General features: G+C 48.4%; 23 protein-coding genes. 13 read left to right on the top strand and 10 right to left on the bottom strand.

What is annotated here, in order from left to right; genetic code table 11:
• Positions 1–175 precede the first annotated feature (175 nt).
• The 3 genes from H6F73_RS24450 (at position 176) to secA (ending at position 4,634) form a co-directional block, all read left to right on the top strand.
• Positions 176–1,084, top strand: a complete 909-nt coding sequence (locus H6F73_RS24450) for a MoxR family ATPase (RefSeq protein WP_190761369.1) — start codon at positions 176–178, stop codon at positions 1,082–1,084.
• 71 nt (positions 1,085–1,155) lie between these two features.
• Positions 1,156–1,686, top strand: a complete 531-nt coding sequence (locus H6F73_RS24445; RefSeq protein WP_190761368.1) for a diheme cytochrome C — start codon at positions 1,156–1,158, stop codon at positions 1,684–1,686.
• A gap of 137 nt (positions 1,687–1,823) precedes the next feature.
• Positions 1,824–4,634 (top strand): preprotein translocase subunit SecA, encoded by a 2,811-nt coding sequence (gene secA / locus H6F73_RS24440; RefSeq protein ID WP_190761367.1) that lies wholly within the window; start codon positions 1,824–1,826, stop codon positions 4,632–4,634.
• Between the two features lie 68 nt (positions 4,635–4,702).
• Here secA and H6F73_RS24435 read toward each other — a convergent pair whose 3' ends face one another.
• The gene (locus tag H6F73_RS24435) at positions 4,703–4,861 is read right to left on the bottom strand and encodes a hypothetical protein (RefSeq protein ID WP_190761366.1); all 159 of its coding nucleotides are present in this window, start codon (positions 4,859–4,861) and stop codon (positions 4,703–4,705) included.
• Between the two features lie 9 nt (positions 4,862–4,870).
• A complete protein-coding gene (locus H6F73_RS24430) occupies positions 4,871–7,663 on the bottom strand; it encodes a GAF domain-containing protein (protein ID WP_190761365.1) in 2,793 nt (930 codons plus the stop codon).
• Positions 7,664–7,790: 127 nt separating this feature from the next.
• Here H6F73_RS24430 and H6F73_RS24425 point away from each other — a divergent pair, with 127 nt between their 5' ends.
• The 3 genes from H6F73_RS24425 to H6F73_RS24415 all read left to right on the top strand — a co-directional run bounded on the left by H6F73_RS24425 (position 7,791) and on the right by H6F73_RS24415 (position 10,556).
• Positions 7,791–8,954: a quinone-dependent dihydroorotate dehydrogenase gene (locus tag H6F73_RS24425; RefSeq protein ID WP_190761364.1), complete on the top strand. Its 1,164-nt coding sequence runs from the start codon at positions 7,791–7,793 to the stop codon at positions 8,952–8,954.
• Positions 8,955–9,062: 108 nt separating this feature from the next.
• The gene (locus H6F73_RS24420; protein ID WP_190761363.1) at positions 9,063–9,722 is read left to right on the top strand and encodes an ElyC/SanA/YdcF family protein; all 660 of its coding nucleotides are present in this window, start codon (positions 9,063–9,065) and stop codon (positions 9,720–9,722) included.
• A 195-nt stretch (positions 9,723–9,917) separates the two neighbouring features.
• On the top strand, positions 9,918–10,556 hold the full coding sequence (locus H6F73_RS24415; RefSeq protein WP_190761362.1) for a transaldolase family protein: 639 nt from the start codon (positions 9,918–9,920) through the stop codon (positions 10,554–10,556).
• Between the two features lie 195 nt (positions 10,557–10,751).
• On the opposite strand, the gene H6F73_RS24410 is transcribed toward H6F73_RS24415, so the two are convergent.
• Both H6F73_RS24410 and H6F73_RS24405 read right to left on the bottom strand, forming a co-directional pair.
• On the bottom strand, positions 10,752–10,967 hold the full coding sequence (locus tag H6F73_RS24410; RefSeq protein ID WP_190761361.1) for a hypothetical protein: 216 nt from the start codon (positions 10,965–10,967) through the stop codon (positions 10,752–10,754).
• Positions 10,954–12,132, bottom strand: a complete 1,179-nt coding sequence (locus H6F73_RS24405; RefSeq protein WP_190761360.1) for a PAS domain S-box protein — start codon at positions 12,130–12,132, stop codon at positions 10,954–10,956. The genes H6F73_RS24410 and H6F73_RS24405 overlap by 14 nt, the downstream gene beginning before the upstream one ends.
• Positions 12,133–12,455: 323 nt before the next feature.
• Between H6F73_RS24405 and H6F73_RS24400 the strand changes: the two genes are divergently transcribed.
• The gene (locus H6F73_RS24400) at positions 12,456–12,692 is read left to right on the top strand and encodes a KGG domain-containing protein (protein ID WP_190761359.1); all 237 of its coding nucleotides are present in this window, start codon (positions 12,456–12,458) and stop codon (positions 12,690–12,692) included.
• A gap of 227 nt (positions 12,693–12,919) precedes the next feature.
• Here the strand turns inward: H6F73_RS24400 and H6F73_RS24395 are convergent, their stop codons facing one another.
• Positions 12,920–13,096: a hypothetical protein gene (locus H6F73_RS24395; RefSeq protein WP_190761358.1), complete on the bottom strand. Its 177-nt coding sequence runs from the start codon at positions 13,094–13,096 to the stop codon at positions 12,920–12,922.
• Positions 13,097–13,383: 287 nt separating this feature from the next.
• On the opposite strand from H6F73_RS24395, the gene H6F73_RS24390 reads away from it, so the two are divergent.
• Complete coding sequence (locus tag H6F73_RS24390; RefSeq protein ID WP_190761357.1) at positions 13,384–13,566, top strand: hypothetical protein; 183 nt, start codon at positions 13,384–13,386, stop codon at positions 13,564–13,566.
• 19 nt (positions 13,567–13,585) lie between these two features.
• Entirely contained in the window at positions 13,586–13,825 is a 240-nt protein-coding gene (locus H6F73_RS24385) for a hypothetical protein (protein ID WP_190761356.1), read from the top strand.
• 351 nt (positions 13,826–14,176) lie between these two features.
• On the opposite strand, the gene H6F73_RS24380 is transcribed toward H6F73_RS24385, so the two are convergent.
• Positions 14,177–14,356, bottom strand: a complete 180-nt coding sequence (locus H6F73_RS24380) for a hypothetical protein (RefSeq protein ID WP_190761355.1) — start codon at positions 14,354–14,356, stop codon at positions 14,177–14,179.
• Positions 14,357–15,274: 918 nt separating this feature from the next.
• On the opposite strand from H6F73_RS24380, the gene H6F73_RS24375 reads away from it, so the two are divergent.
• Positions 15,275–15,904 (top strand): peptidoglycan-binding protein, encoded by a 630-nt coding sequence (locus H6F73_RS24375; protein WP_190761354.1) that lies wholly within the window; start codon positions 15,275–15,277, stop codon positions 15,902–15,904.
• Positions 15,905–16,058: 154 nt separating this feature from the next.
• Here H6F73_RS24375 and H6F73_RS24370 read toward each other — a convergent pair whose 3' ends face one another.
• Positions 16,059–16,202, bottom strand: coding sequence for a hypothetical protein (locus tag H6F73_RS24370; RefSeq protein WP_190761353.1), 144 nt, complete (start codon positions 16,200–16,202; stop codon positions 16,059–16,061).
• Positions 16,203–16,279: 77 nt separating this feature from the next.
• Here H6F73_RS24370 and H6F73_RS24365 point away from each other — a divergent pair, with 77 nt between their 5' ends.
• Positions 16,280–16,576: a 2Fe-2S iron-sulfur cluster-binding protein gene (locus H6F73_RS24365; RefSeq protein ID WP_190761352.1), complete on the top strand. Its 297-nt coding sequence runs from the start codon at positions 16,280–16,282 to the stop codon at positions 16,574–16,576.
• Positions 16,577–16,621: 45 nt separating this feature from the next.
• Positions 16,622–16,738, top strand: a complete 117-nt coding sequence (psbM, locus tag H6F73_RS24360; protein WP_190761351.1) for a photosystem II reaction center protein PsbM — start codon at positions 16,622–16,624, stop codon at positions 16,736–16,738.
• 87 nt (positions 16,739–16,825) lie between these two features.
• Here the strand turns inward: psbM and H6F73_RS24355 are convergent, their stop codons facing one another.
• Entirely contained in the window at positions 16,826–17,662 is an 837-nt protein-coding gene (locus H6F73_RS24355; RefSeq protein ID WP_190761350.1) for a universal stress protein, read from the bottom strand.
• A 365-nt stretch (positions 17,663–18,027) separates the two neighbouring features.
• Here H6F73_RS24355 and H6F73_RS24350 point away from each other — a divergent pair, with 365 nt between their 5' ends.
• Entirely contained in the window at positions 18,028–18,522 is a 495-nt protein-coding gene (locus H6F73_RS24350; RefSeq protein ID WP_190761349.1) for a thioesterase family protein, read from the top strand.
• A gap of 161 nt (positions 18,523–18,683) precedes the next feature.
• Here the strand turns inward: H6F73_RS24350 and H6F73_RS24345 are convergent, their stop codons facing one another.
• Positions 18,684–19,643: an NAD-dependent epimerase/dehydratase family protein gene (locus H6F73_RS24345; RefSeq protein WP_190761348.1), complete on the bottom strand. Its 960-nt coding sequence runs from the start codon at positions 19,641–19,643 to the stop codon at positions 18,684–18,686.
• An 11-nt stretch (positions 19,644–19,654) separates the two neighbouring features.
• Entirely contained in the window at positions 19,655–20,188 is a 534-nt protein-coding gene (locus H6F73_RS24340) for a peptidoglycan-binding domain-containing protein (RefSeq protein WP_190761347.1), read from the bottom strand.
• Positions 20,189–20,314: the final 126 nt, after the last annotated feature.

Genomic DNA, 20,314 nt, shown 5'->3' with positions numbered 1-20,314 from the left:
TAGGGGCTATAGAACAATGGTAGAAATGCCTCAACCCTCTACTGTTTCCCGTCTTCTCCCACTCACAACTCAGCACTCAGCACTCAGCACTCAATCTAAAATGTGCTTTTCAATTATTTGTTAAAAAAAGCATAGAAAAAGACAAACGACAACTTTATAGGAGCATCTACCGGCTATGCGGGAAAGTATTGATCGCCTCACCCAAAATCTCAATCAAACTATTGTCGGTAAAGCCGATGCCATTCGCTTAGTGATCGTTGCCCTGCTAGCCGGCGGCCACGCCCTCCTAGAAGACGTCCCCGGTGTGGGTAAAACCCTGTTGGCCAAATCCCTCGCCCGTTCAATTGCCGGCGACTTTAAGCGCATACAGTGTACCCCCGATCTTTTACCCAGCGACATCACCGGCACCAATATTTGGAACCCCCGCAAAGGAGAATTTGAATTTCTAGCAGGCCCGGTTTTTGCCAATATCCTGCTAGCCGACGAAATTAACCGCGCCACTCCCCGCACCCAGTCCGCCTTACTAGAAGTCATGGAGGAACACCAAGTCACCGTGGATGGCTTCCCCCATCCTGTTCCTAGACCGTTTTTTGCCATTGCCACTCAGAACCCGGTTGAGTATCAAGGCACCTTCCCCCTGCCAGAAGCGCAAATGGATCGCTTTACCCTCTCCCTTTCTTTGGGCTACCCCACAGAAGCCGAAGAAATGCAAATGCTGCAACGGCTTCACCAGGGCATCACAGTAGACGAACTCCAGCCCTGCATTACCTTAGAAGAAGTGCGACAGTTAAGTTCTCTGTGTGCTCAAGTCAAAGTTGAAGCGTCTTTGCAACAGTACATCCTCAACCTAGTGCGGGCAACGCGGGAAGACGAAGAAATCACCCTTGGCGTCAGTCCTCGCGGTGCGGTAGCTTTGCAGCGATCCACTCAAGCTTTTGCATTTCTGGAAGGTCGCGACTACGCCATTCCCGATGATGTCAAATTTCTTGCGCCCCATGTGCTGGCCCATCGAATTATCCCAGCCGGCGGACGGCGCTCGAAGACGATTGTAGATCGGTTACTGCGCTCAATCCCCATTCCTTAGACTTGCGAATCTCTAATGGCTAATGGTTAATTAAATTAGTCATTTGCCAATAGCCATTAGTGCAATTAAATATGCCAAATTTTATCCAGCTAAAACCGCAACAACAGAAACGCCGGCGCACATTCGTTGTGCTGTTATTGTCAATCTTAATCTGCACTCTGGTCATGGGAAAAGCCTTAGCCCAATCCCTAGAACCTTCTAGAATTAGCACGATAGATCCCATCGGCAAAAGTCACCAACTGGGAAAAGAACTGTATCTGGAAAACTGCGCCGGCTGTCATGTGGCGCTGCCACCAGAAGTGATGCCCACAGAAACCTGGCGGCAACTACTGCTAGATCCCCAACATTATGGGCGGCAATTACAACTGCCGGTGGGTCCCCCTCGCATCTTAATATGGAATTATCTGCGAGATTTTTCTCGTCCCCATACTGAAGAGGAAGAAATTCCCTACCGGCTGCTGCAATCTCGCTATTTTAAAGCCCTTCACCCCCGCGTAAAACTACCCAGGCCAACCAGTGTCGGCACTTGTCTCACCTGTCATCCCTCTGCAGATCGATACAATTTCCGGCAGCTAACGCCAGAGTGGCAGGATTCTCCTTAATATAGGATCAAGAAGAACTGTGAAGTATCTGTCGTCACTGGGTTGGCACAGGTGGAGATTGCCCCACTAACCCCAGGCCACAGACCGCTAACATCCTTCATCCTCGATCCTCCATCCTTTCGACTCCCTCTCCTGCCATGCTGAAAAATTTGCTCGGAGATCCAAACGCACGCAAACTAAAGAGATATCAGCCCCTGGTCGCTGATGTCTACATTCTGGAGCAAGAAATCCAGGCGCTCTCCGATGAGGCTTTAATAGCCAAGACAGCAGAATTCAAACAGCGGCTAAAATCAGCCAAATCTCTCAACGAAGAGAAAGAAATGCTGGATGAACTGCTACCGGAAGCCTTTGCGGTGGTTCGGGAAGCAGCTAGGCGGGTTTTGGGTATGAGACATTTTGATGTCCAAATCCTTGGCGGCACCATCCTCCACAAAGGACAAATTGCCGAAATGAAAACCGGCGAGGGCAAAACCCTGGTTGCTACCCTACCCTCCTACTTAAACGCACTCAAAGGCAAAGGTGTACACGTTGTCACCGTCAACGACTACCTGGCTCGCCGGGACGCTGAATGGATGGGACAGGTGCATCGTTTCCTGGGATTGAGCGTAGGTTTGATCCAGCAGGGGATGAACCCGGATGAGCGCCGGCGCAACTACAACTGTGATATCACTTATGCGACAAACAGTGAGCTAGGCTTCGACTACTTGCGCGACAATATGGCCAGCTCAATGGCAGAAGTGGTGCAGCGACCCTTCAACTACGCCATCATTGACGAAGTTGACTCGATTTTAATTGACGAAGCCCGCACCCCGCTGATTATTTCAGGACAAGTCGAACGCCCCACAGAAAAATATCTAAGGGCGGCTGAAATTGCCAATGCCCTGAAAAATGAAGAACATTACGAAGTCGATGAAAAAGCTCGCAACGTTCTTTTAAGCGACGAAGGGTTTGCGGAATCAGAGAAACTCTTAGGCGTTAAGGATCTCTACGACCCTAACGATCCTTGGGCGCACTATATTTTTAACGCCATTAAAGCGAAAGAATTGTTCATCAAAGACAAAAACTACATCATTTTTGAAGATGAGGTGGTGATCGTTGATGAATTTACGGGCCGTGTACTTCAAGGCCGGCGCTGGAGTGATGGTTTACACCAGGCAATAGAAGCGAAAGAAGGGGTAGAAATTCAACCAGAGACTCAAACTCTGGCTACTATTACCTATCAAAACTTCTTCTTGCTGTATCCCAAGCTGTCTGGCATGACCGGCACTGCGAAAACAGAAGAAGCCGAATTTGAAAAAATTTACAGCTTAGAAGTCACCGGCATCCCCACCAACCGTTCTGCTGGACGCCGGGATTTAGCCGATGTGGTTTATAAAACCGAAGCCGGCAAATGGGTTGCTGTGGCGGAAGAGTGTGCGGAAATGCACGAAAAGGGACGCCCGGTTTTGGTGGGAACAACCAGTGTGGAAAACTCGGAACAGCTTTCCATCCTGCTGCGTGAACGCGGCATTCCTCACAACCTACTCAACGCAAAACCAGAGAACGTTGAGCGAGAATCAGAAATTGTGGCCCAAGCTGGACGTAAAGGCGCTGTAACCATTGCCACAAACATGGCCGGTCGAGGCACCGACATCATTCTGGGTGGGAACGCCGACTACATGGCAAGGCTGAAAGTGCGGGAATACTTCATGCCGTTGATCGTACAGCCAGAAGATGAAAGCAACTTTGGTTCGATGCGCGTCGCGGCAGCCGGTGGCAGAAACAATGCCCAAGGTTTCGGCACCACTAAGAAAGTCAAAACTTGGAAAGTCTCTCCCCAGATTTTCCCCACTCAACTTTCCCGCGAAGCCGAGCAAATGCTCAAAAATGCCGTGCAGTTTGCCGTGCAAACCTATGGGGAACGTTCTCTGTCAGAACTAGAGGCGGAAGACAAAGTGGCGGTTGCCTCAGAAAAAGCCCCCACGGATGATCCTGTCATTCAAAAGCTGCGGGAAGTTTACAATCTTGTTCGCCGGGAGTATGAACACTACACCAGCCGCGAACATGATGAAGTGGTGAACTTGGGCGGGTTGCACGTCATCGGCACCGAACGCCACGAATCTCGCCGGATTGACAACCAACTGCGGGGACGTTGTGGCCGGCAGGGTGACCCCGGTTCTACCAAATTCTTCCTCAGTTTGCAGGATAACTTGTTGCGGATTTTTGGCGGCGATCGCGTGGCCGGCTTGATGAACGCCTTCCAAGTAGAGGAAGATATGCCCATCGAGTCGAGAATGCTGACGCGTTCCCTCGAAGGCGCTCAGAAAAAGGTCGAGACGTACTACTACGACATCCGCAAACAGGTGTTTGAGTATGACGAAGTAATGAATAACCAGCGTCGGGCGATTTATGCCGAACGCCGGCGAGTGTTAGAAGGTCTTGACCTCAAAGAGCAAGTTATCAAGTATGCAGAAAAAACGATGGATGACATCGTTGAAGCTTACGTGAATCCAGATTTGCCTTCGGAAGAATGGGAACTCCCAAGATTAGTTGAGAAAGTGAAGGAATTTGTCTATCTGCTGCGTGATATGGAACCCCAGCAGTTAGAAGACTTGTCAATGGAGGAAATTGAAACGTTCCTGCATGAACAAGTTCGGATCGCCTATGACTTAAAAGAAGCACAGGTTGATCAAATCCAACCCGGTTTGATGCGTCAAGCTGAACGGTTCTTTATCCTGCAACAGATTGATACCCTCTGGCGCGAACACTTGCAACAGATGGATGGTTTACGGGAATCGGTGGGACTGCGTAGCTACGGTCAAAAAGACCCCTTGATTGAATACAAGAGTGAAGGCTACGAACTTTTCCTCGATATGATGACCGATATTCGCCGGAATGTGGTATACTCCCTGTTCCAATTCCAGCCGCAAGTGCAGCAGCCGGTGCAAGCCTCCTCGGAAATGGTTTGAAGAAGGGACTAGGGCTAGGGGCTAGGGAGAAGAGAGGGGGAGAGTAGAGGGATGAAGCATTTCTTTTACTATTCCTTAGTCCCAATGCCCATACCTTTAGGTTGGCGAAGCCTTGCCCATACCTTTAGGTTGGCGAAGCCTTGCCCCATGCCCATACCTTTAGGTTGGCGCAGCCTTGCCCATACCTTTAGGTTGGTCGAAGCCTTGCCCAATGCCCAATGCCCCATTCCCCAAACTTACTTTTTACTGATGAGAGGCATGAGGATCTGGCTGGTAATGCGGCCATCTTCAAGCTGGTAAAAATTTAGCTGTCCGCCCATTTGTCGCATTACGCGCTGGCAAATAACCAAATGTAGACCGGGTGGCTGTTCTAGGCTGGAAGGAACGAGTAAATCGAGATCATTACCGGCCTGTAACTCGGTCAGCAGGAGAGTCGGCATTTCCCCAGAATCAGTAATCGACAATTCTAAACGGTTTTCATCAAAAGGCCGGCACCAAATATCTATTCTCGCGCCGGTTTCAGACCGGCGGCACGCTGCCAGCAACACCTCATAAAGCACCCACTCAATTTTGATCGAGTCACCGCTAACATTGAGATGAGTTTCCGTGTGTACCTGAGTCCAGAGCTGACGCTGATGAATCACACCACCGGCACGATCAAGCGTTCGCCGCAACAAACTGGCAACGGGAATAATTTCACCTTGGGTTTGCAGATGCCACTGTTCCTGTTTCAGCAGATCGCGCATTGAATGAATTGAACTGCTTAACTGTCGCAAAATCTGCTGCAGGCGCATGATCTGCAAGGAACCGAAACTGCCCTTATGATTGCCCAGCTCGGTTAGTTTTTTCACCCCCGACTGCATGGCTCGGAAAAAGTCCTCCAAGCGCCGGTTCTTATACCAGTTCAAACATTCCAACTCTTCTCGCTGCCACTGAAGCGATGAAGTAAGCATCAGGTAACGGCGAGACCAAGCAAGTTGGTTAACTAAAAAAGTCATTGCCCTCACAGCATTCGGCGACCACCGGCGATCTGCCTGATCGGCAACCACCAAAATTCCCGTTGGCTGATGAGCCGGTGAAGTTCGCAGCGCCATCACCAAAATCTGCCCAACTCCCGGCCCATTGAGCCACTGCCTCGTGTCCAAAGGCAAATCGCTTGCTTTCACCTCCAGCGGTTCTGACATTTGCAGCAGCGCCCATTGAACCAAAGCATCCGTTTGGACAGGGACACCGATCTCGGTATTCAGCGAAAACAAACTATTGGCGATCACCGGCGCAACAATCCGGCCCGTTGCCCTCCCCGGCAACCACGTCACCAACGTCACCAGAGGACAGCTCATCACTTGAGCCAACTGCTGCACCCCTAACCGTTCTATCTCCTCCAATGGCAAATGGCCTGATTGCAGCAAATTTGTCAACCCTGATTGAATCATGGTCAGAAGTTGTTGCTGTTGCTCATTAGCGGCTTGTAGCTGCCACTGGTGCAGAATCAGACCGATCTGCTGACTCACGACGGCAATCAATTCTCGCTCTCTATGGCTCCAAGAACGCGTGGTTTCGCTGCCCACCACCAGTAGCCCTTCAATACCATGACCTGGAGAAGTGCCACACACCAAAAGAGAGCGCATCCCCAAGTCGAAAAACCCAGGCCGCCAAGCCATCAACTTGAAATCTTCGTTCCAATTTTCAATGGCGATCGCTTCGGGACTTTCTTGCAGCATCTGAGTGTCTACCTCAGTGAGGGGACTCAGGGGGGTTGATATCGCCCGCCGGTTGGCCGGCTGGTTTTGATAGCAGATGTCAAACTGATTGTGTTCGGGGTTGTAGAGAAGCACAAGAAATCGATCAGCTTTCAGGTGTGATAAAAGTTGCTCTCCACAGGTTTTTAACGTGGTATTCCAGTCATCGTCACTGTAAATCGCATGGGTGACGCCGGCAGTTAACGCCCGATCCAACTTTGTTTGATCGAGGGTGGCTTCCATTTGAGACAAAGGAGCAACCAGGGCCAGCAGTTGAGCCGCCCCCCGGACATAGTTTTTCTCTTGTTCCTGCCAAATCCGGGCATCGTTGCCTTCCACTGCCAGAAACCCCAAAATTTCCTTTTGAAACAAAATGGGGGCTGCAAGCAGCGATCTCGCCCGGATCTGCTGCATTAAGCGAGCGGTAATATCTCCTTTGAGGGAGGAATGAGCTTCTCCAATGGAAACAATTTGATCGCTCAGTAGCGCTTGATAGAAGCCACCGAGATCGGACACCATGATGCCAGAGGCAGCTTGATTGTTTTCTCCAAAAGGCGATGTTTTTTGATGATTGCCGACCCTGCGCCAGAAGTAGCGCCGAGTCGGTTCAAACCAGTAGACATTGGTTCGGTTGGGGGCAACAAATTTATGTGTTTCTTCAACCACCGCCTCTAAGCATTGATCTAGGGTGGTGAGAGAACGCAGCCGGGGAAGCAATGCCAGCAAGGGCTGTTCGGCGTGCTTGGTTTGCCGGCACTGCCAGTCAATCTCTAGCCGGTAAAAAGCTGCCGCCAGCCCGCCCAAAATGATAGACAGCCGCGCCTTCTCGTGGGCTTTGGGTGAGACGCCCCACAAGTTAGAACCCAGCAAGGCAACGCCAAAGCAGCGATCTTTGTAGCGCATGGGAAAAATTAGCGTGCCTTGGATGCCCAATTGTTGGGCTGCTTTGCGCCACTCTCCAGCCCGCGTTTCTTCTCGCAAATCCGGCACGCCCACAGGTCGTTGCTGGATCACCACCTGCTCTAAAATATCACCGGGAGTGAGGTTAAAACGCTGTTTGAGGATGGAGGATTCTCCGTTGGTACTGCGCCCTCCCTTGCCTAATAATCGGTGATCGAGCCGATCATAGACGCCAATCCAAAGCAATTTGTATTCAAATGCGGTTTCAAGGTATGAGAGGGTAGTTTCTATTAGAACATCGACATTCTCCTCTTCCCGGAGAGTGTGGAGAGTACGCCCCAAGGCAATGAGCTGTTTTTCGTAGGTCGTCGGCTGTTTTTGCTGACCCATCTCAACTATTTTAGATTTTAGATTTTAGATTTTAGATTGGAGATTGGGGATTGGAAAGATTAGTTACCACCCACTACCCATTACCCATTACTTGGTCTTTAGTTACTAGCCACTGTGAGGATTGATCTTGGATATTTATCGATCGGGTATACGTCCTGTTTTGTTTTCTGGATTGAATGTTGATCCAGAGTGGTTGCATCATCAGACTATGGATCTGCTGAGCTGGCTTAACCGGCAAGGCGATCACCCACCTGCTAGTTGGATTCAATCACAATTTCAGCGTTCTTGTTGTTTTTCTGACACCCGATTGGAACAAAAATTGTGGGGGCTGAATTTTTCTAATCCCGTTGGTTTAGCTGCTGGGTTTGATAAGGATGGGGTTGCCGCCGGCGTTTGGGCAAGCTTTGGCTTTGGCTTTGCTGAATTGGGAACTGTCACTTTGCAAGCTCAAGCCGGTAATCCCCGCCCTCGATTATTTCGCTTGCCGGCAGATCAAGCTGTCCTGAATCGCATGGGCTTTAACAATCAGGGGGCAGCGGCTATGGCAGCGAGGTTATCTTCTTCCCCGCCTCATTTGCCGATGGTAGATGAACCCGAAGCAGTGACTGATCGCAAAATCCCGATTGGAATTAATCTGGGTAAATCTAAGGTAACACCGCTAGAGGAAGCTGCGGCAGACTATCTTGGCAGCTTTCAGCTTCTTAAAGATTTGGGGGATTATTTTGTGGTGAATGTGTCGTCTCCCAATACTCCCGGACTGCGCTCACTACAGGATGCCGGCCAGCTTGCCACGATTTTGGACGCTTTGCAACAAGAAAACCAGAATAGTAAGCCAATTTTGGTTAAAATCGCGCCGGATCTGGAATGGGAGGCAATTTCACAGGCGATTGAGGTGGCCCAACAGTATCGGCTGGCTGGAATTATTGCGACGAATACCACCATTCGCCGGGATGATTTAAAGACGGAAATTATATCACAAACTGGCAAATCTGTCAAAGAAGAAGCTGGGGGAATTAGCGGATTCCCGCTGAAACAGCGATCAACAGAGGTGATCCGGTTTATCAGGCAGCAAACAGAAGGACAGTTGGCAATTATTGGCACCGGCGGGGTATTTACGGCTGAGGATGCTTGGGAAAAAATTACTGCCGGTGCGAGTTTATTGGAAGTTTACACGGGTTTTGTTTATGAGGGACCCTGGATGGTGCGCCGAATTCTCACCGGCTTGCTGCAAAAGCTGGAGGAACGAGGATTGGCTAATATTTCTGAGGCGGTTGGATTAGAAGGAGAGTAAAGGAGGTTTGAGTGCCCTTTGCCCCATGCCCAATGCCCAATGCCCAGTTTTTAAGAACGATAAGTTTGCTAAAACATAAAGGTTCAATGCTGCTGTCATTTTAGATTTATGCTGCATAAAAGGTTTCTTCTTCGCCGGCGCTTTGTCTTAGTGCTGTTAGGATTAGGTGCGGCACTGACGCCACTGATGTTGAACTACTATGTCAATGCTGTGACTAGCAGCCGGCGCTACACGGAAATTTCCCAAGTGCCTGAAGAGGATGTGGCTGTTGTTTTTGGGGCAGGTGTATGGGAGGATGGTAGCCCGACGCCGATGCTGGCTGATCGGGTACAAGCTGCGGTGGATCTTTACAAAGCAGGGCGGGTTCGCAAAGTTTTGATGACTGGCGATAACAGCAGCAAAGATTATAACGAAGTGAAAGCGATGCAGGAATACGCTGCAGATCGTGGGGTGCCGGCTAAGGATATTCAGTTGGATTATGCCGGGTTTAGCACTTATGAAAGCTGCTATCGCGCGAAGGAAATTTTTGGTGTGAAACGGGCTGTTTTAATTACGCAAAGTTACCATTTGCCGCGTGCGGTTTATACTTGCCGGCATCTGGGTGTGGATGCTGTTGGGTTGGGAACGCCTGATTGGGAAAAGTTTCGAGATCGCTCAATGATGCGCTATGCAACGCGTGAGGTGTTGGCTGTGATTAAGGCGTTGTGGGAGGTTCATGTTACCCGTCCAGAACCTACTTTTTTGGGTCCATTTGAGGGGATTAAGTGATGTTTTGTAGGGGGTTATAAAGAGTTTTTTAACCGCAGATGCACACAGATAAACACAGATGTAAGCCTAGCTTGTGGTTAAGTATAGGCAAATAGTTTCATGCCTGTTGGGTATTTTTGTAAGTGGGGGAGTTTTGGATTTAACCGGCATAATATTTAGCAGTTCATAAAAATAATATTAGTTTGGGGAAAGTAAATGGCTCTTTATCTCGATTCGGCAATCATTAGTGAAGCTCAAGCTGCTAGGAAATTGGGGTGGGTTACGGGGATTACGACGAACCCGACTCTTTTAGGGAAAAGTGATTTAGCGCCGGCAGAAACGCTTAAGCAATTGAAAGCAATTATTTCTGGAGAGTTGTATTACCAACTCACGGCTTCTGATTTTGATGGCATGGTAACGGAAGGAAAGGCGGCATTTGAATTGATCGGTGAGCAAACTGTGTTGAAGGTGCCGGCAACTGAGGTGGGTTTTGAGGTTGTGGCGTCTCTGTCGCCGAATATACCTTGTTCGGTTACAGCAATTTATAGTCCAGCGCAGGCAGTTGTGGCAAAAGAAGCGGGGGCGAAATATGCGATCGCTTATGTTAACCGCGCGACTCGTCTGTTAGGGGATGGGGTGGCTTTGGTGCGAGATATGGCGAGTGTGCTGGCAGGCAGTCAGACAAAAATTTTAGCCGCGAGTGTGAAATCTCCAGAAGAAGCGGTGGCGACGCTACAAGCGGGGGCGCATCATTTAACTTTACCGCTGCCGGTTTTACTGGCAATGGCTAGCCATGAGTTATCGCAGCAAACTGTTGATGAATTTGCTAAGAATGGACGCGGCATTTTGGGATGAAAATATGCCGATTGTTGAGAGGATGTTTTATGAGTGGAGAATCGAACTTTGAAGCGCCCTCACCCTAACCCTCTCCCACAGGAGAGGAAACCGGAAACTCTTTACCTTTCGCCTGGGGGAGAAGGGTTATATGTTTTGCGACTTTTCAAATATCTTTTTAGAAAAGGGTGATAATTAGGGCTTTGAAAAATGAAGTTATATTGCAACTGAAAGGTAGGCTGTCACGAAATTTAGCTTTAAAAGCCGGCAGATTTTTTTCGCTTCTGTGCCGGTTCTCCAATTTTGGCAGCAAGGTATATTGAGAGAAAAGGGTGTTGTGTAGGCGGGTGGTGCCGGCACCACCACTCTTAACTTAGCAAGCAGAAGGTACTTTTTCCGCCCGTAGTAGAGTCCGGCATTAAAGCTTGCCATTCTGAAGACTGACATCTTTTAAAATAATGTGCTGCTTGCTATCAAACAGGATCTTCCCTTGCTGCTGTAATTTACTCAGTAGCCGCGTGATTGTCACCCTGGTGGTACAGCAGGTGTTAGCCAGATCCTCATGGGTGAGACGAACACTCAAACGAGCTCCTTTTTCCACAGGTTCACCAATCTGCTGTTTTAACAGATACAACAAACAGATTAATCGGTCGATGACACGCCGCTGCCCAAAAATCGCTAATAACGATTCTGTGTGCTGTAGGCGCTGGTTCATTTGAGTTAAAAGACTTTGGGCTAGACTTGGCGAAGCTGAGATTTCTGCTTCAGAAAAACACACTAGATGAACGTCGGAAAGCGCTTTTGCTTCGTAAGTTTGTAGGGAAGTGGAACTCAGTCCAAAGTGCATTTGTGGCCCTAATAAACCCACGATTACCTCTTCGCCATTTGCACAAAGAGTGCTCAACTTCACCAACCCTTTAGAGACTTGCCAAATTACTTGGGGCTTGAGGGAGATAATTTCCCCTTTGGTATAAACATAAACAGGACGATCTTTGCTATTGTCGAGGCCATTATTTTCTCTTTGCGCTCGTTTTTGCTCTGTAATGTCACGCAGCAGCCACAGAAGGACAACTGGCTGGTTCGGGGTGCGGATAGTGGCGACTCTCATAGCCGCCTCTAAGATTTCACCGTGACGCTGCTGTAGGCGCATTTCCCCCCATATCGCTTGATTGTCGTGGTACAGCCGGTTTACTTGGGTGCGAAAGTCCTTGCGTTCTTCTGGGGGGATAAAAATGGCCAGCGGTTTGCCGGCTAATGCCATCTGGGAAACGTTGAGCATCTGGGCTGCGGCCCGGTTTGCTTCGATGATCTTGCCGTCGCGATCCGTTACAATGTAGCCGTCTGGAGCGAATTCAAACAAATCTTCATAACGCTGACGTTCGGCTTCTAAGGCGGCTCGTGCTGATGTTAGTTCCTCATTCTTGAGCTGTAGCTCTTCCAGGGCTACTTGCAGTTCTTCAGAGGCGATGCCGAGTTCCTTGAAGGCTGCCGGCAGCAAATTCGGTTGCTCATCAATGGAAGAATAAGCGTATTGATAAAGCTCGGCCAGCTGCCAGTGAAACGTCTCTACTTTCTTAGCAAATAACTTTACATTCACTGTCCACCTCTACCTTTTGCGCTCGACAACTGAAGCATACAAACGTTCGAGCTAGTCTTACAACAACCCATTGAGAGATTTTTAAACAAATTCTGAATATTTCTGCCTAAGTTTATAGAATTTTACACAAAAATACCCTAAAAAAACAACCGGGCGCAGTAAAGAGGCTGCAGTCATGCTTCCTAGCCTTTTAAGAATTTCTTGTGTTCTTTGGCACAGCTAAATTTAATGCTGCTGTGTCTCTCCAGGCAGATGATTCAAGAGAGCAGCAGCGATAATTTGTTAAAAATGTCAAATATTCTAGAAATACAAGGATTAAGCTCATGTCAGACACCAGCAAGCGTGGTTTTGCCTCGATGGATGAAGACAAACAGCGCGAGATCGCTAGCAAAGGAGGTCATGCAGCACACGAAAAAGGAACCGCGCACGAATTCTCCTCAGAGGAGGCTAGAGAAGCTGGCCGCAAGGGTGGTGAAGCTGTAAGCAAAAATCGGGAACACATGGCTGCAATTGGCCGTGAAGGTGGGAAGAAAAGCCGCAAGAAAAGTAAGGAGTCATGACATTTGCAGCACAAGAACATTTCGCAAGCGCCATCTCTTGCCGATTTAAAATCTAGAATCAGTCATCCATAGATTAGGTTTTCTGACGTTGTCTTGTTCTTGAAAAGCACAGTGGGTACACCCGATGAACTCCAACCCCGGTTCAAAAGCTGGGGTATTTTTTTGCCGGCTAAATATAAATTGCTGGGTGATCGCTATCTCATCCCAGGCTGCACTCAGAGGTGTGCTCAGATTGGAATTGCTGTCTCGCTGCCGGCATCGCCTGCGCCTGTATAGGGGGAACAGCCGGCAAGTAGGGATGCAACTCCCGATAAATTTAGAAACTCCAGTTTACTGGCATCAAGCTTCAAAATATTAAAGAAATCTTTAAAGTTTCTGCTATTGTCATTTAAAATGATAATCATAAAAAAAATGACTGTAAAATCAGATAAGCGTCGGCACGACAAAAAATATTATTTTATGTATTAATTGACACTAAAAAAATTTACACGAAGCCTATTCTTCAGATAGATAGTTGAATGAAAAACTAGCCGGTATTCTATTAATTAGAGATAGCAACTCACATTTAACACCAAAATAGTAGGGAGGATTGCAAAAGCGCATAAGTCAACCTCTGTTGCAAAGACCGCGTCTACTTAGCGCTAGGCATCCTCCCGAACTTTTTTTTCATTTTTAGAAAGAGGGAAGAGTTATGGAAGAAACCTACAGCCAACAACGATTAACTTTATCTTCTTGTGATGGTTACGCATTTGATGTTTGGCAATTGCCCCTGCTACCCCGTCACTGTCAAGCTAGGGAAATCTGGAAAAATATCAGTTTAGCCGACTGCAAATATCAAGTAACCCCAGCAAAGATAGAATTATCAAAGATATAAAATTACGAGGTTAGGAAAAATGTTTGATTCTGAACCTGTTGATAAGTTCAACTTTTTTTATCCCCGGAGTCGTTACCACGGCGAGTTTACCCCGCAACAGCTCGCTTTTAATGCGAACTTACAAGAATTTTCTCAGAAAATTAGTTATATCTCTGCTTTAGAAACCGGCGGTAAAATTTCTCCAGAGCAAGCCTATCAAGATATCAAAAGCCTCTGGAAGGAATTAAAGCGCAGCAAGAAAGAACTGATGCCTGATTAAATGATTGTAGCCGGCTAGGAGAGAGCAATCCTTACTAAATCAATGTAATTTATAGCCGGCAAGATGCCCCCACTACAAGCTTTTCAGTGAAGATTGTATCCGCCTAGGAGAGAGCAGACAAATCGCCGAGAGCAACGGTCTGTGGTTGAGGGTTGAGTATGATTAGAAAAAATCGGCAGAAGACTTCCTCAGATTGCCGGCTTGTGAAAGCCAATTCCCCTATGTATTTCAGCATAGGGGCAATTGTTTTCAGTATTTTGTGAATGCGTTTAACAAGTTCAATAATCTGCCGACACCGCAGCAAGCCGGCGAGGGTATGAAGCGGGCGAAGCAAACACACTCAGAAATTATTTACTTCTTATCAAGCAACCCAACCTGCGCCCAAATCGAATGAACTGCTAAAGCACGGACTAAAGCTTTCATATCCTCAGACAGTTTCTCCTCAGTTTTCTCAGACTGAATCTGTGTTTGTGCCGGCGCAAATTCTTTGTTGCTCATAATTATGAGTTGTTGAGTTTCGTGTGTGGTCATATTCTAATGACCCTCCTTTATTGCGGTACAACTCCTATATACCAACTATGCCGTGTTTTCCCTGAGACTTCTGTGACGGTTGTCGCCGGCAACTGTGACACTCGTCTCCCATTGCTGCGATCGTTCCCAAATTCCCTGGCAAACTTGGGTTGGCGAAGAAGACTGAGAAGGAGACGGGAAGAGGGGGAGACAATTAAATCTGGATTAAGCGATTTTTAATCGCTTTTGTGTAGTTGAACCGACTACCAATTAGCACATTCCCGGTTTTTTAAGTAGCTTTACAGAGAACCCGAACGTGCCACTTAATAAATTGTCTACTTTCATCAGCCATCTGCTTAACTTTTACCGGACTCATCAATGCACGGTTGTGTCGCTTTAAATTCGGGATGCCGGCAGGAATTGTTTAAGCTGATATGAGTGCCGGCAGTCAAATTAAACATCTTATCCCTGGCTGTCAATTTAGAGAGTGACACATAACTGAACGCTTCACTCAATGCAAGCAACCTAAATTAGGCAACAAGTGAGACACACTTTTAAGATATCAGGGGAGCAAATCGATGTGGGAAAAACTAATTCAAGCCGCGTTGATCACATTCTTACTCTATCATTTCTTGAATCTCACTCCTTCGGCAACCTACTCCACATCAAATGAAAACTGGCTTTCTTTGTCGGAAGTTTTAAAAGGCTATAACCCTTAAAATTGTTCGATTTTGAAAAGCCTATGACTTGCCACAAATCGCCCACCGAACACCTAACAGCTTTGACTTGTTAAGCGATAAGACTTTTTGTTGCGCTCAGGTAAGAATTCTGTCCGATAAGCAAAACTGCTGAGTTTTAGCTTTGGGATCGAGTACACCTGAACCAAAGCGAAAAAAACGACTTCTTGAACAGCATTTTCTGACAATTTAGAGGTAAATTATGGAAACTCTTGCTTACACACATCTAGCGGCAGCGTATGAAGAAGCCGCCAATAGCGAGCTACATTTAGCCGGCATCAACTGGAAAAAGCTTTCTAGCCGTACTTTTATTCGTTTCCTGTCCCTAGCAATGGCGCTGAGTGTTGTTAGCATGGCCGGCAACGCTTTTGCAGCACTGCGTCGTGGCAACAGTGGCGCACAAGTCACCAATCTTCAAACTCGCTTGATCACTGCCGGCTACTATAATGGCCCTGTCACCGGCTACTTTGGCAGCCTGACTGAGGCAGCAGTCAAACGCCTTCAGCAAGCCAAGAAGATATCTGTCGATGGCGTTGCCGGCTCGGTGACGCTGTCATACTTGCCAAACAGTGGCGGTGGCGGTACTGGCTATCCCAGCCGTACCCTCTCTCGCGGCTCTAGTGGCCAAGATGTGGTGAATCTTCAGAATAAGTTACGCTCATCAGGCTTTTATAATGGGCCGGTGACCGGATATTATGGCTCCTTGACTGAGGCAGCGGTGAAGCGCTTCCAACAGTATTACGGGTTAAAGAGCGATGGAATTGTCGGTTCTCGGACGCTTGGGGTGATACAAAGTGTGGCCATCGTGCCCTCACCCTCTCGCCTGTCGTAGACTGGGGAACGACCACGCTGACAACAACTATCGGTGGTAGTTCAAGCCAATAGACGTGCCGGCGCGTCTCGATAAATCTTCAAAAGCGCATGAAATTAAATGAAACCGGCATCAACCTGTCGTTGGTGCCGGCTCTTTTACGGTTTATTTTAATTTAACTTTTTTTAACATTTCGTAATAAAATGTAGGTAAAGAAACAAAAGCGATTGATAATAAACCGCTCATGCCATTGCCAAGTCTGAGTGTTGGCATCAGCTAAACCGTCGAGACAAATCGCACCACTTAGCTTTGCCGGCATCGACAACGGCTAATGTCACCAAGCATTGAGCCAAAACCCGTGCAGCTATCTGACACACCACAGTAAGGAGAATCAGAATGGGTAACATCAAATTTGAACAAGAAAACAAGGAAGTGGTTGCGGCAGATGGGGCGAACTTAAGGCTCAAAGCCCTAGAAAATGGCATCGACCTCTACAAAACCTGGGGAAAGATGATGAACTGTGGGGGCTACGGTCAGTGCGGCACTTGCTTAGTGGAAATCGTCGAAGGGATGGAAAATCTCTCGCCCCGCACTGAGGTAGAAAATCGCAAATTGAAGAAGAAACCTGAAACTTATCGCTTAGCCTGCCAAACCCTCGTCAATGGGCCGGTCACTGTGAAAACAAAGCCGTGATATTCTAGAATTACTGAATTTTGAGATAACACAGAGGCGGGTTTAATGGAAGTTAATGATTTAGGATTTATTGCGAGTATCCTGTTTGTGCTAGTCCCAGCCGTTTTCCTCTTGATTCTGTACATTCAAACGGCTAGCCGCGAGAGCAAAAGAGATTCTTAGGAGTTGGCTATAACTAACTCAATACAACAGGCACCCGGATAGTTTTCCGCTGGTGCCTTTGCTGTATATAAGCGCGTCAAGAGTGCCTTATGCCTCAGCCACACTCCGGGCTAATAACACAGGGCAGTTGGCATAAACCCGAACATAGTCTGACAGAGAATTGCCCAGAAGCCGGTCGAGATCGACAAAGCTTTTAGCAATTGAGGGACGGCGATCTGGGGAACCCAACATCAACAGGTCAACATTTGACTCCTCGGCAATGCGGCAGATTTCTTCGCCGGCTTTCCCTTTAGCCGTAATACAGCGCGTGGCAACGCCGTACTTTTTCGCCTCAGCCACTGCCGCCGCTAAAACCGGGTCAGCTTCAGGTTTGGCGGTGGGATCGGGGGGATTGACGTGGGAGAGCACCAGTTGTCCGCCTTTGATATCTCGCAGCAAGAATAAAGCCAGCTTCAAGCAATTCTGGGCGGACTCGGATTTGTTCATCGCCACCATGATGCTTTTGATCCGTTTGACATAAATATCATCCTTAACCAGGAGCATCGGGCGAGAGGTGAGCTGGAAAACGTACTGACTGACAGAGTTTTCTAAGATCGATTGCAGCCGGCCTAGGCCGCGCGAACCCATAATAATCAGGTCAGCATTAATTTCCTCAGCGATTTCGCAAACCGTGGTTTTGGGATCGCCTTGCTTCAGCCTTGCCGTAACTTTTTTGGGGTCTAAGTTCAAAGTCTGAATCGCTTCAGCGAGAATTTTGCCCCCTTCTTCCAGTTTGGCAGCCATTGCGTCAGCGCTGACTTGCTCTGGCACGACGTGCAACACGGTGACGGATGCCTTTTGGATTGAAGGAATTTCCATCAGCATCTTGAGCATCTGTTCGCACAGCCCGCGACCGGCAACGCCTATCAAAATTTTTTCTATCATGGGTTCATCTCCTTAAAATAGTTGGGTGTGTTGGGCATCAGGCTCGGTAATTTCTTTGACTTGTTAAAGGGAGAGAATCTCAGTTCCATCCTAGCTTTCTTGCAAAAATCGCTCTACCGCTCACCTTGTGGCCCGGAGACTACAAGCACTCGTCTTGCCTCCAGGCGGGTTTCAAGCTAAATTTTCTCTCAGTCTGCCGTTGCCGGCTGCTTAGCGTCTGCGCTGACCCACAGATGAGAGTAGGCATTTCCATCTTCTAGGATTTTTGCAACAGGTTTAGTGAGCCGGCCATTTACGATTTAAGGATAAAATTGAGTCCTCACTCGGAATTTGTAGAAATTTAGCGTTTTTCAACAATTTGTAACGTGTCTGAGCAAAACCAAATACAACCGCAACTGCAACCCACTGTCGCACTCGACAAGCTGTCGTCAGCGACATCGGGAACCTGGTTTGAGTATCCGGTACGAGTGCAACCGCACCACACAGACTATAGCGGCAATGTCTGGCACGGTTCTTACATTGCCTGGATGGAAGAGGCACGGGTGGAATGCTTGCGATCGCTTGGCATCAACTTTGCCGATCTTGTCGCGTTGGGATGCGATCTGCCGGTGGTGGAACTCACCGTGCGCTACCACCGTTCTGTGCAGATGGGAATGGCTGTTGTCGTCAGGACGAGCATGGCCGATCTCGAAGGGGTTCGGCTGAATTGGGATTATCAAATTCAGTCGCCCGACGGCCAACAGCTATATTTGACGGGTCGGGTGACGTTGGTGGCGGTTGACCGAGAAAAGGGTAAGATTATGCGCCAACTGCCGCCGGCAGTTAAAGATGCCTTAGCCCGACTGACGGGTGGGCGCTAGTTCTGTGAGGGTGATTTTATTGTCTTTAATCACAGCATTGAACTCAAATTGAGCGGCCACGAAACTACGAAACTCGCTCAGGGCAAAGCATTCGGATATAAAAATCGTCGCTGAACACGATCAGTTATTCCCGAATGTTTTGCCCCTACAGAACCGCCGATCTAAATACTTTTGACGATTTGTCGCAGGGTTTCTTCAACTGAACGTGGTTGCCAGCCGAGTTCTTGTCGCGCTTTACCGGCATCTACTCGGACGCAGCGATCATAAACATAGTGAACTCGTTCTCGGCTGAGAGGTGGTTGCCAGGAGAAAAAACGTCCGATTGGATCGAGGACATTGCCGGCCAGCCTAACGATAAATTTCGGTGCCTCAGCCGGCACTTTAATCCCAGTTTCCTGACTAAAAATCTCAAACATTTTGCGAGTGGAGAGATCGCCGGCAGAGATAATGTAGTGTTCCCCCGGTTTACCGCGTTCTGCCGCCAAAATCATCGCGGTGGCCAAGTCATCGACGTGAACGATGCCGGTGATTCGTTCACCCCCCGCCCACAACTTCAAACCTCCCTTGAGAAATTGCTTCATCACCGGCCCAAAATGAGGGTCATCACTGCCAAAAATTCCAGAAGGCAGAAGACTGACCACCGGCAGTCCTTCTTTAGCAAATTGATCCACCAACTGCTGCGCTTCGTATTTGGTGCGATCGTAGGCAGAGGAGAAGTTGGTTTGCGTACGTTTAAACGTTTCACTGACAACTTTTCCGCCGGTATCTCCAAACACCCCAATGGTGCTGCAATAAACCATTTTTTGCACACCGGCAGCTTTTGCCGCTTCCAGGACGGCGCGGGTTCCTTCCACATTCACCCGGTGCATTTGCGCCTCATTGACTATACCCAGTTCCACATAAGCCGCTGTGTGAAAGACAGTATCCGCGCCGGCAATTGCTGCTTTCAAGGCTTCGCTGTCGGTAATATCACCATAAGCGAGCTTGACATTGCAATCAGCAAGGCGAGATAAATCGCTGGACTTTCGCACAAAGCCGATGACTGAGTGACCTTGCGCCAACAGCAACCGCACTAAGTGAGAGCCGGTGAATCCATTTGCGCCGGTGACAAGTGCTTTCATAACCACCCTGATTAAACTGGTTCAATAAACTTACGGTTTGCTCTCACGAAGAATGCTGCGCCCCTTTCATTGACGACCATCCACGGCTTACCTACCCAATCAAATTGAATGGGATGGGTGTAGTCTTGATGGGGAGAAAACCTCTGACCGTTCGGGAATACATACTCAACGGGATACTCCAGTCCAGGGCCACTACGACCGTTCAGACCGCTAGCAATGACACGCCATGCCGGCCAGCGTCCCTCGATAAAATCCCCACTGATATTGGCTTCAGGGCGCGAAGCGGGAGCGGCAAATTGTTCCAGTGCCCCTCCGATATTCGGGATGGTAACGATTCCCTGAGTTGCCTGACTCAGCGCCCCGCTGGTTGTTGGGCCAACAATCCCGTCAATTTTCAGCCCTGCTTCTTCTTGAAAAGCTTTGACAATGTCATCGGTTCGCGCGTCGAATTCACCGTTAATTCGGCCAATACTGTATCCCAAAGTTTCTAATTGTCGCTTTAATTGCTCAACTTCGTAACTTTGATCTCCAAGTTTTAAAGCCATTGTTTGACCTCCGCTATCAATTCACGTTTGCGCTCACAGCGAGTCTAGCTTGCTTTTGGGTTCAGGCTTATCGCGGTTTGCCAGTAGCTTACCACACCGATGTCTGGGGCAGATTTGTGTGTTCAA

Origin of the sequence: Microcoleus sp. FACHB-68 (assembly GCF_014695715.1) — a bacterium.
In the GTDB taxonomy this organism is placed as follows: Bacteria; Cyanobacteriota; Cyanobacteriia; order Cyanobacteriales; family Oscillatoriaceae; genus FACHB-68.
This window is presented reverse-complemented; position numbering and strand designations above follow the sequence as displayed.